The sequence below is a fragment of the Paracoccus onubensis genome (assembly GCF_003591515.1).
Taxonomy (GTDB): Bacteria; Pseudomonadota; Alphaproteobacteria; order Rhodobacterales; family Rhodobacteraceae; genus Paracoccus; species Paracoccus onubensis.
The window spans coordinates 110,037-124,151 of the sequence record NZ_QZCG01000009.1 but is presented as its reverse complement, the minus strand read 5'-3'; the positions used below and the strand labels follow the sequence as shown (position 1 = coordinate 124,151).

Below are 14,115 nucleotides of genomic sequence, written 5' to 3'. Positions count from 1 at the left end.
CGACATGCCCCATTGTGGGCTTTCGGATGGTGAGGGCGGGATAGCGCCCCGGCCGATGACCCGTTTACAGCACCTGATCCAGAAAGGCGCGGGTGCGCGGGTCCCTGGCCTGCGTAAAGAACTCGGCCGGAGGCCCGTGTTCGACGATGATGCCGCGATCGGTGAAATAGATATGGTCCGCGACCTCGCGCGCGAAACCCATCTCATGGGTGACCAGAATGCAGGTCATGCCCTCGGCGGCCAGATCCTTTATGGTGACAAGGACCTCCTTGACCGTTTCGGGATCCAGTGCCGCCGTCACCTCGTCGAACAGCATCACATCGGGCTGCATGGCCAGAGAGCGGGCGATGGCCACGCGCTGCTGCTGCCCGCCAGACAATTCGCCGGGATATTGGTTTTCCTTGCCTTCTAGGCGTACCTTTTTCAGCAGGGCGCGGGCGCGGGCCTCGACCTCGGCAGGTTTTTCCTTAAGCACCTTGATCGGGGCCATCATCACATTCTGCAATGCGGTCTTGTGCGGAAACAGGTTGTATTGCTGAAATACCATCCCGACCTTGCGTCGCAGGGCCAGCTTGTCGAGCTTGGGGCCATGGACCTCCTGGCCCTCGACCTGAATTGAGCCGGCCTGAATATCGTTCAGTGCGTTAATGCAGCGGATCAGGGTGGATTTGCCCGATCCCGAAGGGCCGATGATACAGATCACCTCGCCCCTCATGACATCCATGCTGATGCCGCGAATGACCTCGACCTGGCCAAAGGATTTGTGAACGTCGCGCAGCCGGACGATGGGTTGATCGGCGGTCCAGTTGGTCATGGGACACCCTTTCAGTTTTTGACCGCGAACCGACGCTCGAGCCGCATGGTCAGGCGGGCGATCGGATAGCAGTATGCAAGGAACAATAGCAGGGCGAAGCCGTAGAAGGGGATCAGCAATTCCGGCTGATTGCCCTCGGCCTCCATTGCCTGCCGGGTCAGGCTGATGATTTCTCCGACGCCCAGCAACGAACAAAGCGGCGTGGACATGGTCAGGATCGCGTACCAGTTCATCCAGGGCGGCAGCATCCGCTTGAAACATTGCGGCAGGATGATCTGCCAGATGGTCTGCCGACGCGTAAAGCCAAGCGATTCAGCAGCCTCCCACTGAGCGGTGGGAACGGACTGGACGGCGCCGCGTACCACCTCGGCGATATTGGCGGAAACCGGAAGCGCAAGGCCGATCACGGTCTTGAACCAGCCGGGAAATGGAATCACCGTGCCGAAAATCCGAAGCTGGAAGGGAAAGGACAAAAGCACGATGAACAGCAGCACAAGCCAGGGCACATTGCGGAAGAATGTGACATAGACGCGTATGACGCCCCGCAGAATGCGCGAGCGCGAAATCAGCGCCAGCCCGGCGAAGGCGCCGATAGCGGTTCCGATCGCCATCGCCAGAACCGAGATCAGGACGTTGAACAGAAAGCCCTGTGTGAACAGGAACGGCATCCACTGGAACAGCTTCTCCAGTGGTGTCCGGATCGCGGCGGTCCCGGCCTGCGCCATGACCATGGCGGGAAACAGGGTCGCCAGCGCCAGAAACCAGAATGCCGGGATAGAGGCCAGCCAGCGCGTAGCAAAGAAATCGTCATAGGCCGGGCCGCGGGGCGTAAAGGGCAGCAAAACCGGCAGCGCGCCCTTATCCACCGGATTCCAGGACATCGGAACGGGCATTTTATGTGCCATAGCCGGGGATCCTCAGCTTGCGTTCCCATTGCCCCATACCGGCCGACAGCAAACCGACCAGCCCCAGATAACAGATCATCATCAACAACATGGTGGGCTTCTGAGCCGAGGGAAAATCATTCCAGATGGAAACGGATTGATACAGCAATTCGGGCACCGCGATGGCGAATGCCTGGTTGGTCGTCTTGACCAGATTGACCAGATTTGCCGACAGCGCCGGCAGCGAGATCCGCAGCGTCAGCGGCAGAACCACGTTCGTATAGGTCTGAAGACGTGTCATTCCCAACGATTCGGCTGCCTCGCGGGTAGAGGTCGGCACCGCCTCGACGCCAGCACGGAAGATTTCGATATTGAACGCGCCCGCAAAGAAAGACAGTGCGATGATCGCCCAGCCGACATTCGAGATGATTGGCACCTCAAGCCAGCCGTCGGGGCTGTAGCTGGGGGTGAACTGGCCCAGGGCGAAATAGAAGAACAGAAGCTGGATCAGCGGCGGTGTGTTGCGGAAGAATTGCACATAGACCTGTACGATCCCACGCAGAAACCGGCTTCTCGACTCCTGTGCCCATGCGCCGACGATGCCGATGATGACCGAAAACACCAGACAGAACAGGCTGAGCTTGACCGTCATCCACAAGCCGGTCAGAACCCGGTTCATCTGAACCGGATCATAGATCCAGATGAAGTTCCAGTGTGGCGACGTCGCGGCCAGTTCCCGGAAAAAATCCTGTATTTCCGCCAACATCGGCATGGGCCTTACTGTGCCAGCGGATCGGCCATCCGCTCATGCATCTCGGCTACGAAGGGGCTGGGGGTGACTTCCCATTTTTCCTCGAGCTCGATCAGCGTGCCGTCACGGTGCCAGGCATATTGCAGCCCCGACACGATCTGGCCCAGAGCGCAGTTTTCTTCCGGCTTGGCGACCGCGATACCCCAGGGCGCGAAATCCTCTGTTGGCAGGGAAATCTCGAAATCCTCCCAGCCTCCGGCGGCGTAATCTGCGCTGATGGTTGTATCGTCATAGACGAAAGCCACGCATTTCTTGTCGCGCAGAGCTTGCTTGGCCTCGGCGGCGTTGTTGAAGGCGGCGATGGTGGCGCCGTATTCCTGCTCGATCTTCTGCAGATAGAACGATCCCTGGACACCGCAGACGGGCTTGCCTTTCAGTTCGGTCCATTCGGTCATGCCGACGGCCTTGGGCGTCAGAGCGGCGGTGCCCGAGGCGTAATAGTTCGGCCCCTTGATGCCCACCATTTCGCGCCGGTCGGCGGTATCGGTCATGGTGGCGACCATCACGTCGATCTGACCCTGCTGCAGGAATTGCATCCGGTTCGAGGCGATCACCGGCACCAGTTCCAGCCCGACGCCAAGCGTATCGGCGATCTTCTGCGCCAGATCGATCTCCAGACCGACAATATTGCCGTCAGTGTCGCGGTAGCCCCAGGGCTTGTAATCGGCCTTGACGCCCGCGATCAGAGTGCCGCGATCCTGAACCCGCTTCAGTCCGGCATTCGTACAGCTTTCTGCGGCCGCCGCCATGGGGGCAAGTGTAATCGCGGATGCGAGAAGTGCGGTAACGACATTTTTCATGTATTTGTCTCTCCCTATGATTATGACAGGGTTATCAAAGCAAACCGGTCAGGTGTGAGAGGCGAAAACATTGCCCTCCTGCGGCAACTTTATTTCACCCGACAGAGACAGGGTCTTCACGCCATCATGCTGGGTGAAATGAGCAACATGGCCGACATGACCGATGGCGGGATGTGCCGCCGGTGCCTGCTATCCGCGCTGGTGGGTGGCGCGGCTTGTCTGGCGGCGCCTGCCGTTCTGCGCGCGCAGCCCGAGATCTGGACCATGGCCGGGATGGACGAATTCGCGCCCTATAATCATATGGAGAAGGGCCGGTTCGTCGGCGCCGATATCGACATTCTGACCGAAGCTGCCGCGCGGATGGGAATCGGAATGCATTTCGTGCCGCTGCCATGGCGGCGGGCATTGCTTGCCCCGGATATGGGCGAGGCTGACGGGTTGTTCCAGTTGGCGCCCACCCCCCAGCGTTTCCGCAGCTGGCTGATGACCGGACCTTTGCGGACGACGCGCATAGTCTTTGTGGTGATGGCGGATGCGCCGCTGGCCGATTTCACCAATCTCGATGATCTGACGGGGCTTTCGGTTGGCGTGGTGGATGGTTTCAGCTATACGCCCGCTTTTGACAGCGCCACGCATTTCCATCACGAGGGCTCGATCGATGACGAAACCAGCCTGCGCAAGCTGCTTTTGCGCCGGGCTGACGTGATCGTGGGGGGCGAGGCCAATCTGCATCACGCCATGCGCAAACTGGAGATCGAGGACAGGGTGCGGACCCTGCCCACCGCCCTGGATATCCAGGGCCGTTTCGTCGGGTTCAGCCGGACCGCCGCCGGACAGGAAAAACATGACCGGCTGGGCCCCGTGCTGACCCGGATGCATGTCGAGGGCCGGATCCCGGCCATCCTGCGCGAGAGGCTGGGCGAATGAGGCGCCCTTCGTGATGCGTCTTGCGGGAACAGGCAGTATCGCACGGCGGCTGGTGCTGGCCGGGGCCTTGGTCAGTATCGTTTCCGGCGTCGGGCTGGGTGGCGCGAGCGCGCTTGCCGATCTGCGGCGTGGCATCAAGATTGCCACCGGCAACGCCGATAGAATTCTCTATTCCGCCACACCGCAGCTGGAGCGCGCTTATTGGGACGTGGATCTGATGACGGTTCAGGCCATTCTGGACCGGCTGGTGGACGATCCGCTGATCCGTGCGCTGTGGATAGAGGATCTGCTGCTGTCACCCGAACAATTGCGGATCGCGCAGATACCCCGGTTTCAGGTGGAACGGCCCGCAGCCGAGATTCCCGCCCTGGTCACAAGCGGATTGGTGCCCGCCGAACGGCTGACCCAAAAGCGCGAGATCGTGCTGCGGGCCCCGGATGGGGTGCGGGCAATCGCAAGGCTGGATGTGACCTTTTCATTCGCCGGATTCTATAATGATTTCGCTCAGCAGGCGCTGCGCATCGTGCTGACCGCCGTATTGCAGGCGCTGCTTCTGGCCGCGCTGTTGTTCCTGCTGACGCGACGCTACATCATATCGCCGCTGGGCGTGCTTAGCCGCGCGGCGCAGGGTCTGCGAGAGGGGCAGGGCTTTCGCCTGACCGGCCCGGCGGCAGGGCGGCTTGGTTCGCGTGATGACGAGATTTCGCGGTTGGCACAGGATTTCGCGCGCACGGTCGCGCAGATGGAACGTTACCGTGATCATCTGCGCGAAGAGGTGGAACAGCGCACCGCCGAACTGGTGGTTGCGCGCAATGACGCACTTGCGGCATCGCGGGCGAAATCGGCTTTTCTGGCCAATATGAGTCATGAGTTGCGGACCCCGCTGAACGCGATTACCGGCCTGTCGGAATTGCTTCTGGCCGAGCGGCTGCCTTTGGCCTCGCGGCGTCAGGTAACGGATATGCAAAGCGCTGCCCGCCAGTTGCTGCGCAGCATCGACAGCGTTCTGGATCTGTCCAAGCTGGAAGGCGGCCATATGGTTTTCGAGCAACGCCCTTTCGCCGTCGATGCTGTTTTTGACGAGGTGATCGCCCAGACGCGGGTCCTGATCGGCGCGCCTTCGCCACAGCTGGAAGGCGATATCGCCCCGGCTGTGCCACTGATGATCACGGGCGATCGTCAGAAACTGACGCAGATTCTGCTGAACCTGACCAGCAATGCAGTGAAGTTCACAACCCGGGGCCGGATCGCATTACGGATTTTTCGCCGGGGCGATCGGTTGCGGTTTTCCGTTTTCGACAGCGGCACCGGGATTGCCGAAAGGGATCAGGCGGTGATTTTCGATCCCTTCACTCAGGCGGATGCAACCATCTCGCGCGAAGTGTCGGGCACGGGTCTTGGCCTTGCCATTGCCCAGGAGATGGCCGAGGGCATGGGCGGCAGGCTTGCCTTGCGTAGCCGGCCGGATATGGGCAGTCTGTTCATTCTGGACCTGCCGCTTGATCCGGCGGAACAAGCCGCTGCGGCATCCATCCTGCCGCGACCGTTGCTGGATATCCCCGATCTCCGGATGCAGGTCCGGCTGGGGCGGATGCTGCACCGTGCGCGGATGACCGGCGAAACCGATGGCCGCCGGCTGCGGCTGGCTGACGGAACCCTGTCGCTTGACGGGACGGAATTGCCCCTGCCGCTGACCCATCGCGAATTACGCATGGCGGTGGAACAGGCAGATGCGGAGCTTCCGTCATCCCCGGCATTGCGGGAAAAGCGTGTCCTTGTGGTCGAGGACCGCAAGATCAACCGCGAGGTGATGGAGGAATTGCTGCGCCGCAATGGTGTCAGAGCTGTCTCGGTGCCGGGTGCATCGGCCGCGCTGACGGCTTTGAACCATCAGCATCCCGACGCCATCATCACCGATCTGCACATGCCGGAAATGGACGGGATCGCCCTGATGGGCAGATTGCGCGGGCGGGGGCTGACGATCCCCGTCATCGCTTCCAGCGCGGATGTTTCGACCGAAACGCGGCTGGCCTGCAGGAACGCGGGATTCACCGCCTTCCTGCCCAAGCCGTTGACCGGTGCGACCCTGCTGGACACGCTGACCACGGTATTCCGTGATGCCATGCCGGTGCTGGACGATGCCGCGCTGGTGCGGAATACCGGGGGCGATCAGCGGATGGCCGCGCGCTGGAAGGCCCGGATCCCCGACGAGATCGAGGACTGGCGCGAATTGCTGGCCGGCAAGGTGCCGCTGGCCGAGGCGCTGCATGCGATCAGAGGCGCAGCCTTGCAGCTGGGCGCGACCGAACTTTGTCATGTTGTGCAGGAAAAGCCCGTGGACATGCCGCGAATCGAGGCGGCGCTGGATCGTCTGCGCCATGCCGCAATGGGTCCGAACGGCGATCAATCCCCGTAATCGGCCAGCCTGTTACGGATATCGGCCAACAAGGTCTCGGCCCGTTCCAGCCGATCTGCCCGGCGCTGCAACAGGTTCTCCAGCGCGAGGTTGGAGCTGCGCAGGTCCAGTTGCACCCTGATCCGGGCAAGCAGCACGGCCGGGGCGAAAGGTCGGGCGATATAGTCGCAGGCGCCAACCGAAAATCCCTCGGTCTCGTCCTCGGGGGCATCGAGGCTGGTCAGGAACATGACCGGCACCTTGGCATAATGCGGCATCGCCTTGAGCCTGCGGCAAAGCGCATAACCGTCCATCCCCGACATTCGCACGTCCAGCATGATCAGATCGGCCGCGCCTCCGGCAAGCAGCCAGTCAAGCGCGTCCTCGGCACGGGTATGGGCGGTAATCTGATATCGATCCTGAAGTACGTCCTGCAACCTGCGGATATTGGCAGCCATGTCATCGACGATCAGGATGTGTTCCTGATCGGACTCGACCGGCAGTTCAGGCGGAACGCTCTCATCCTCGTCGCCCCGGATCGCGACCGAGGCCAGCGCGATATTTTCCAGATTGCCGGACACTGTCTCGAAATAGCGCGCGCCCCAGTCCCGCAGCACGGTGCTGTTGGCGCTGCGCTCGAACAGCGACAGGCCGAGATGCGCTTCAAGCGCGCGGATTTGCCGGCTGACGGCCTCGCGCGTGACATTCAATTCACGCGCGGCATCGGAAAAACTGCCTAGACGAGCCGCGGCCTCAAAGGCGACAAGGCTCGTCAGTGGCGGCAGGTTTCGCTTGAGATTCTCCATGACGGTCAGGATTGCTTGGGCCGGGACGGTTATGCAAGGGGCACCAAGGACTTTCATCATGCGATGCGGAAGCCGATGGAAAGACAGGTTTCCTGTTGTTTGATTTTGCAAAAAACCGTTATTCTTGATTCATTGAGTGCGCAAGATTGTCCGAATATCGGTACTCCCGCCGCGGGAAAAGAGAGTCCTGTATCCTGTCCCGAAAAGCTGTAAGCAAAGCCAATGCGCGAACTTCCCCATCTTGTTTATCTTCAGGCTTTCGAGGCTGCGGCACGGCATCTCAGCTTTACCCGCGCTGCGGAAGAGCTGAACTGCACGCAGGCGGCCATCAGTCAGCGGGTGCGGGCGCTTGAACAGTATTTCGGCCGCCCGCTGTTTCGCCGGCAACCAAGCGGGTTGGAACTCAGCTCGGTCGGAAAGGCCTATCTGCCGGGTATCACGCAGGCGCTGGACATGGCCGAGGCCGCGACCTGTGGCCTGACCGGTCGCCGCGAACGGCAGGGTATAACGATATCGGGGCCGATTTCTTTTCTGAATCTGTGGCTGGCGCCGCGACTGCCCGAATTTCTTGCCGGTAATCCCGGTATCGCCGTGCAATTGAACAGCTCCATCTGGACGGATCCCAATATCGATCTGGCCGATGTCAGTTTCGCCTTTGAAAAGCGCGACCTGATACCGTCCGAGGCAATCGTGCTGTCCCATGAACGACTGGTTCTGGTGGGGGCCGGGCAGCATGCTGAGCGTCTGGGGACAAAGGCATCGCTTGAAGACATCCCACAGATCGAAATTCAAGGAAAATATTCGCTTTGGGACATGTGGTCGGACGGCATGGGAGTGCCCCGGAGATCGGGGCTGCCGGTGCTGCGTGTCGATACCGCGATCTCGGCGCTTGATCTTGCGGCGGTCGGGGCCGGTCTGACGGTTCTTTATGCGACCTATGCGGAAGGATACCTGTCATCCGGCAGAATCATTGCGCCTTTGGGGCCGGGGATCGCCGTGCCGCATGTGCTGTCCATGAGCCGGCACGCCAAGCGCAAAGAGACCGAAGCGGTGCGGATTTTCACGAACTGGGTATCGGACCTGTTCTCAGCCTGAATGATCGTTTTCCGGGGCGTGCCTTTGCCGGGGGATTCCTCGCTTGCGAAGGCTGCAGCAGGTCCTGTTTCACGCTTATTTTCAGAATCCAAACTGAACACTCAATGCGATTTTTTGATGATTTTCATCTGGAATCGTTTGACGTACGGCATCCAATTTGCATACTGATATTTGAGAATCGAGTTGTGGGACATTGGGGTCCCCATAATTATAATTAAAAATCAGGAGGATATAGATGGGAGATTGGGTGATCGGTGTTGATGTGGGTGGAACCTTCACCGATTTTTCGGCACGGCAATTATCAACGGGACTTTCGGTCCTGCATAAGCGCCCGTCGACGCCGCATGACCCATCCGAGGCGATTCTGAATGGCTTACGGGAATTGCAGGAAAAGGCCGAAATCGCCGGCGATGATATCGCCCGATTTGCCCATGGCACGACCGTCGCGACCAACGCTTTGCTGCAGCGGAAAGGGCCGAAAACCGGTTTGGTGACCACCCGCGGTTTCCGCGATCTGCTGGAAATCGGCCGTCAGGTCCGCCCGGCCATCTACGACCTGCAAACCGACGCTCCGCCGCCGCTGGTCGATCGGGAACATCGTCTGGAGATCTCCGAGCGGATCGGCCCGAAAGGAGAGGCGATCATCGAACTGACCGATGCCGAGATCGATGCCATCATCGCGGAACTCGGTCCGATGACCGATGTCGAATCGCTTGCGGTCTGCCTGATCTTTTCTTTCCTCAATCCTGCTCATGAAGAACGTATCGCGGCCGCTTTGCGCAATGCCTATCCGGATCTCTGCGTCTCGATTTCAAGCGAAGTGCATCCTGAATTCCGCGAATATGAACGCTTCTCGACCACGGTCATCAATGCCTTCCTGCAACCCGAGGTCGGACGTTACATGGACCGGCTGAGTTCGGCGATCCAGAAGGTCGCGCCAAAGGCCGCGCTTGGCATCTTTCAGTCAGCGGGAGGGTTGATGTCCATTGAACAGGCATCCCGCTTTCCGGTTCGCACGGCGCTTTCGGGGCCAGCCGCGGGTGCAGTCGGGGCGGCGGCCGCAGCCGGGATGTCCGGGATCGGGAACATCATCACTCTCGATATCGGCGGCACAAGCACGGATGTCGCGTTGATACAGGACGGTAAGGTCGGAACCTCGAACCTGCGCGACATCGCGGGTTTCCGTATCCGCCTGCCGACGGTCGATATTCATACTGTCGGTGCAGGTGGAGGATCCATCGCGCATCTGGGCGCCGACGGGCTGCTGAAAGTCGGCCCGATGAGCGCGGGCGCCGTGCCCGGCCCGGCCTGTTATGCGCGGGGTGGCGACAAGCCGACGGTTTCGGACGCCAATGTGGTGCTGGGCCGCCTGCCGGCGCGTCTTGCCAATGGCTTTCCGATCGACAGCGATCTGGCCCGGACCGCCATCGAAGAGATCAGCAGGCCGCTTGATCTGTCGCTGGAAATGGCCGCGCATGGTATCGTCAGCATCGCCGCTTCGAATATGGCACGCGCCATTCGTGCGGTCACCATCGAGAAAGGGCAGGATCCGCGCGGCTTCACCCTGATGTGCTTTGGTGGCGCAGGCGGTCTGCATGCGGCGGATGTGGCCGATATCCTCGCCATGCGCCGGATCCTTGTTCCCCGCGCGCCGGGCATTCTCTGCGCCGAGGGGCTGATCGTCGCAGATTTGCAGGAAAACTATGTCACCACTTGCCGCTGTCCGCTTGACGATGATCTGACGATCATTGCCGAGGCGGTCAGCCGGCTGAGCAAGCAGGCCGAGGAATGGCTGGCGGCACAGGGCGACGATTCCGCTTTCATTATCAGCCGCAACCAGACCGTCATTCTGGACCTGCGTTATATCGGCCAAAACTATGAATTGCCGGTCGAGATCGGTACCGGCCGCCACGCGACAGGATTGCCGCCGGTCGAGCCCCTGAAACAGGCTTTCTTCCGGCAGCATGAAGCCGCTTATGGTCATCACGACCCCGATGCCGGCGTCGAGATCGTCAATGTCCGCATCCGCGCGACGATGGAATTTGCCAAGCAGGCGGTCGATGCGGCACGTCCCTCGGGTAAGGCGCAGCCCGCCGCAACCGAGCAGATCTGGTTCGAACGGACAGGCTTTGTGCCGACCCCGGTCTATGATCGCGACGGGCTGGCCGAAGGCGCTCGCATCAGCGGCCCGGCCCTGATCACGCAATTCGATACCACCACGCTGGTGCCGCCCGACTGGACGATTTCGGTCGATGCCGCAATGAACATGATTATGGAGCGTAACGATGGCTGATGCCGTATCGCTTGATCCGATCACGACCGAGATAAGCTGGAACAGCCTGCGCTCGATCGCCGATGAATGCTTCCTGACATTGATGCGCAGCGCATTCTCGACCAATATCAAGGAAAGACACGATCATTCGACCGCGATTGCGGATCGGAACGGTCGGCTGATCGTTCAGGCCGAAAACGCCTTGCCGATCCACCTTGCCTCGATGTCCGGCCTGATCGGGCTGATCCACAAGCAATATTCCGACAGCCTCGCGCCGGGCGATATCTTTATCGCCAATGACCCCCATGTGGCGGGCGGGTCGCATCTGCCGGATATCAACATGGCGATGCCGGTTTTCGACGGCGACCGGTTGCTGGGCTTCGTGGCCAATATCGTGCACCATGCCGATGTGGGCGGGGCCTCGGTCGGCTCGATGTCGGGCGGGTTGAACGAGATCTACAAGGAGGGGCTGCGAATCCCGATCCTGCGCCTTTTCCGCAAGGGTGAGCTGTGCGATGACATCATGCGGCTTTTGCTGCTGAACATGCGCTTGCCGAATGAACGGCTGGGCGATCTGAATGCGCAGATTGCGGCGGTCAAGATCGGGGTGAAACGTCTGAAAGAGGTGATCGCGCGTCACGGGGCGGATCATCTGGCGGTTTTGTGTGACGAGATCGTCAACCGCACTAATCTGCGGATGCGCAATGCCATCGCCAGCGTTCCCGACGGCGAATACAGCTTTGCCGATGTGATGGATGATGACGGATTGGGCACCGAGGATGTGCGGATCGCCCTGACCGTCAGAAAGACAGGCGATAAGATCGTCTTCGATTTCACCGGGACCTCGCCGCAGGTTCCGGGCAATTTCAACATGACGCTGAATACCACGAAATCGGCGGTCTGCTATGCGCTTAAATCGCTGCTGGATCCCGAAGTTCCCAACAATCAGGGGATTTTCGATGCGATCGAGATCAGGGCAGAGCCGGGAAGTTTCGTCAACTGCATCCATCCGGCGGCTGTGGCGATGCGGGCAAATTCATGTCAGCGGGTGGTGGATGTCGTGCTGGGCGCCTTTGCCGATGCGCTGCCCGACCGGGTTGTCGGGGCGGCCAACGGAGCCAATACCAGTGCCGTCTTCGCGGGAACAGATCCGCAGACGGGAAATTCCTATGTCTATCTGGAGACTCTTGGCGGCGGTATGGGTGCAAGGGCAGGCAAGGACGGCAAGGATGGTGTTCAGGTCCATATCACCAATACCGCCAACCTTCCGGTCGAGGCGATCGAGCTGGAATATCCGCTGCGCGTCGAGGAATATTCGCTAATCACCGATTCAGGCGGAGCAGGAAAATATCGCGGCGGGATGGGCATCCGGCGGGCGATCCGTCCGATTGGTCATCTGTGTGAATTCAACGGCGTCGGTGACCGTTTCCGCCACCAGCCCTGGGGCATCTTCGGTGGCAAGCCGGGGGCGACGGGTGAATTCCATTTGCGCAACGACGATGGCACATCCAGAAATCTGCCATCCAAGGTCACGGGAATTTTTGTGACCGATGAAACCGTGGTGGTGATCGAAACCCCCGGAGCCGGAGGTTACGGCGACCCCGGCGAGCGGACGGCCGAGGCAATTCGCGAGGATCTGGTCTCGGGCAAATTCACCGAGACTTTCGTTGCCGAAAACTATGTCTCGGAAAAGGTCGCGTAACGATAAGAACCGCCGTTGTCCACAAATCAACAGAGAGGAAAATAACATGCAGAACAGAATCCTGAGTGCGGCATTTTCCCTGATGGCAATGTCAGGGGCCGCCATGGCGCAAAGCTATTCCTGGGATCTTGCCAATGAATACGGTGAAAGCACCATCATGGGGCAGGCGGATCAGGTGTTTATCGAGGCGGTGCAGGAAGCCTCTGGGGGCGAAATGACGATCACCGGCCATTACGGTGGCTCGATCGGATATAAATCGGTCGATCAGTTCGATGCGGTGGGCGATGGCGCGCTGGATATGGCCGATACCATCACCACTTCGCTGTCGGGCATAGAGCCGCTGTTCCTGTTATCGTCGCTGCCGTTTATCGCCAACACGAATGCCGATGCGAAACTTCTCTGGGAGGTCGCGCGCCCGCATTACGAGGAATTGTTCGACAAGCATAATCAGGTATTGCTCTGGGCGACGCCATGGCCGCCTTCAGGTATCTGGGCGCAAGAGCCAATCACTTCTGCCGAGGAAATGAAGGATCTCAAGATCCGTGGCTGGGACGCCAGCGGCGTGCGGACTCTTTCGAATGCCGGATCCACCGCTGTCCAGATCAGCTGGGCGGATACCGTCCCGCAGCTTGCCGCGGGCAGCATCAATTCGGTCCTGACTTCCGCAGATGGCGGGGCAAGTTCCAAGTTCTGGGAATTCCTCGATGACTTCACCGCGGTGAATTATTCGATGGCCTTGAACATGACCCATATGAACAAGGACATCTACGACAGCCTGACCCCTGAACAACAGGACATCATCCGCGCCGCCGCCGAAAAGGCGAGCGACGCGGCCTGGGAAGATCTTGAAAAGCGTGTGGAGCAGAACTTTGAAGAGATGCGCGCCAATGGCGTCACCATCACCACTGACGTTCCCGCTGATTTTCTTGAGTTTCTGCGCCAGTCCGGTCAGGAGGTTTACGATGAATGGCTAAGTAATGTCGGGCCTGTCGGACAGCAAATCCTGGACGAATACGCCGAAAAGCGTGGGTCGTAATCTGACTGGGCGCGCGTATGGTTGCGCGCCCGCAACTCAATTCCCGAGGTTGGAAACATGCTTTCGCGTACAGTCATTCGTGTGTCCGAGATCTGCTCGGGCGCTGGAATCGCGGTTGCGGCCGCCCTTCTGGTCTATATGGTCATTCACATCATCCTTGAAATTATCCTGCGGAACTTTTTCGCAAGTTCGACCAATTCGATGGGCGAATATGTCGGTTATGCGACCGGCGCGATGGCCTTTATGGCGATGGGCCACACCTTCATGAGCCGCAAGCATGTGCGCGTCAGCCTGCTACGCCGCTTTCTCAGGGGAAAGATCGCCATTGCCGTCGAACTGTTCTGCATCATGGCGACATTCGCCATGTTCGCTTTCATGACCCGCTATATCTGGCTGATCCTGATGCGCGATTATACGCGCGGTTCAGTCAGTCCCAGCCTGATGGCGACGCCGACCTGGTATATCGACGCCGCGCTTTTCGCCGGCCTGGTGATTTTCCTGATTCAGCTTGTGGCTTCGGCGATCGACACCGTGATCAATGGTGTCCCGGAAGAACAGATCGAGGGGGAATAA

The 14,115-nt window shown here is 60.0% G+C and carries 12 protein-coding genes; 7 read left to right on the top strand and 5 right to left on the bottom strand.

Annotation, left to right across the window (positions count from 1 at the left end):
- Positions 1–64: 64 nt before the first annotated feature.
- The 4 genes from D3P04_RS13980 to D3P04_RS13965 are packed head-to-tail and all read right to left on the bottom strand — an operon-like array spanning position 65 to position 3,309.
- Positions 65–814, bottom strand: a complete 750-nt coding sequence (locus tag D3P04_RS13980; RefSeq protein ID WP_119749922.1) for an amino acid ABC transporter ATP-binding protein — start codon at positions 812–814, stop codon at positions 65–67.
- 11 nt (positions 815–825) lie between these two features.
- The gene (locus D3P04_RS13975) at positions 826–1,719 is read right to left on the bottom strand and encodes an amino acid ABC transporter permease (RefSeq protein ID WP_232845007.1); all 894 of its coding nucleotides are present in this window, start codon (positions 1,717–1,719) and stop codon (positions 826–828) included.
- On the bottom strand, positions 1,709–2,464 hold the full coding sequence (locus tag D3P04_RS13970; protein WP_119750158.1) for an amino acid ABC transporter permease: 756 nt from the start codon (positions 2,462–2,464) through the stop codon (positions 1,709–1,711). Before D3P04_RS13970 ends, D3P04_RS13975 begins: the two co-directional genes overlap by 11 nt.
- Positions 2,465–2,475: 11 nt before the next feature.
- Positions 2,476–3,309, bottom strand: coding sequence for a transporter substrate-binding domain-containing protein (locus D3P04_RS13965; RefSeq protein WP_119749920.1), 834 nt, complete (start codon positions 3,307–3,309; stop codon positions 2,476–2,478).
- 147 nt (positions 3,310–3,456) lie between these two features.
- On the opposite strand from D3P04_RS13965, the gene D3P04_RS13960 reads away from it, so the two are divergent.
- Both D3P04_RS13960 and D3P04_RS13955 read left to right on the top strand, forming a co-directional pair.
- Complete coding sequence (locus tag D3P04_RS13960; RefSeq protein ID WP_182912862.1) at positions 3,457–4,236, top strand: substrate-binding periplasmic protein; 780 nt, start codon at positions 3,457–3,459, stop codon at positions 4,234–4,236.
- 13 nt (positions 4,237–4,249) lie between these two features.
- Positions 4,250–6,652 (top strand): ATP-binding protein, encoded by a 2,403-nt coding sequence (locus D3P04_RS13955; protein WP_232845017.1) that lies wholly within the window; start codon positions 4,250–4,252, stop codon positions 6,650–6,652.
- On the opposite strand, the gene D3P04_RS23875 is transcribed toward D3P04_RS13955, so the two are convergent.
- On the bottom strand, positions 6,640–7,437 hold the full coding sequence (locus D3P04_RS23875) for a response regulator (RefSeq protein WP_182912860.1): 798 nt from the start codon (positions 7,435–7,437) through the stop codon (positions 6,640–6,642). The two genes, D3P04_RS13955 and D3P04_RS23875, sit on opposite strands and share 13 nt — an antisense overlap.
- Before the next feature lie 222 nt (positions 7,438–7,659).
- Between D3P04_RS23875 and D3P04_RS13945 the strand changes: the two genes are divergently transcribed.
- From D3P04_RS13945 to D3P04_RS13925, 5 genes are all read left to right on the top strand, one after another.
- A complete protein-coding gene (locus D3P04_RS13945) occupies positions 7,660–8,532 on the top strand; it encodes a LysR family transcriptional regulator (RefSeq protein WP_119749912.1) in 873 nt (290 codons plus the stop codon).
- Positions 8,533–8,767: 235 nt separating this feature from the next.
- Positions 8,768–10,825 carry a hydantoinase/oxoprolinase family protein gene (locus D3P04_RS13940; protein ID WP_119749910.1) on the top strand — a complete coding sequence of 686 codons (2,058 nt, stop codon included), beginning with the start codon at positions 8,768–8,770 and terminating at the stop codon, positions 10,823–10,825.
- Positions 10,818–12,506, top strand: a complete 1,689-nt coding sequence (locus D3P04_RS13935) for a hydantoinase B/oxoprolinase family protein (RefSeq protein ID WP_119749908.1) — start codon at positions 10,818–10,820, stop codon at positions 12,504–12,506. Before D3P04_RS13940 ends, D3P04_RS13935 begins: the two co-directional genes overlap by 8 nt.
- 46 nt (positions 12,507–12,552) lie before the next feature.
- Entirely contained in the window at positions 12,553–13,542 is a 990-nt protein-coding gene (locus D3P04_RS13930; protein ID WP_182912859.1) for a TRAP transporter substrate-binding protein, read from the top strand.
- 57 nt (positions 13,543–13,599) lie between these two features.
- Complete coding sequence (locus tag D3P04_RS13925; protein ID WP_119749904.1) at positions 13,600–14,115, top strand: TRAP transporter small permease subunit; 516 nt, start codon at positions 13,600–13,602, stop codon at positions 14,113–14,115.

What these genes read in the sequence shown, in the direction of transcription:
- D3P04_RS13980 (WP_119749922.1), bottom strand. Translation starts at nt 814, where the DNA reads ATGACCAACTGGACCGCCGATCAACCCATCGTCCGGCTGCGCGACGTT.
- D3P04_RS13975 (WP_232845007.1), bottom strand. Translation starts at nt 1,719, where the DNA reads ATGGCACATAAAATGCCCGTTCCGATGTCCTGGAATCCGGTGGATAAG.
- D3P04_RS13970 (WP_119750158.1), bottom strand. Translation starts at nt 2,464, where the DNA reads ATGTTGGCGGAAATACAGGATTTTTTCCGGGAACTGGCCGCGACGTCG.
- D3P04_RS13965 (WP_119749920.1), bottom strand. Translation starts at nt 3,309, where the DNA reads ATGAAAAATGTCGTTACCGCACTTCTCGCATCCGCGATTACACTTGCC.
- D3P04_RS13960 (WP_182912862.1), top strand. Translation starts at nt 3,457, where the DNA reads ATGGCCGACATGACCGATGGCGGGATGTGCCGCCGGTGCCTGCTATCC.
- D3P04_RS13955 (WP_232845017.1), top strand. Translation starts at nt 4,250, where the DNA reads ATGCGTCTTGCGGGAACAGGCAGTATCGCACGGCGGCTGGTGCTGGCC.
- D3P04_RS23875 (WP_182912860.1), bottom strand. Translation starts at nt 7,437, where the DNA reads ATGGAGAATCTCAAGCGAAACCTGCCGCCACTGACGAGCCTTGTCGCC.
- D3P04_RS13945 (WP_119749912.1), top strand. Translation starts at nt 7,660, where the DNA reads ATGCGCGAACTTCCCCATCTTGTTTATCTTCAGGCTTTCGAGGCTGCG.
- D3P04_RS13940 (WP_119749910.1), top strand. Translation starts at nt 8,768, where the DNA reads ATGGGAGATTGGGTGATCGGTGTTGATGTGGGTGGAACCTTCACCGAT.
- D3P04_RS13935 (WP_119749908.1), top strand. Translation starts at nt 10,818, where the DNA reads ATGGCTGATGCCGTATCGCTTGATCCGATCACGACCGAGATAAGCTGG.
- D3P04_RS13930 (WP_182912859.1), top strand. Translation starts at nt 12,553, where the DNA reads ATGCAGAACAGAATCCTGAGTGCGGCATTTTCCCTGATGGCAATGTCA.
- D3P04_RS13925 (WP_119749904.1), top strand. Translation starts at nt 13,600, where the DNA reads ATGCTTTCGCGTACAGTCATTCGTGTGTCCGAGATCTGCTCGGGCGCT.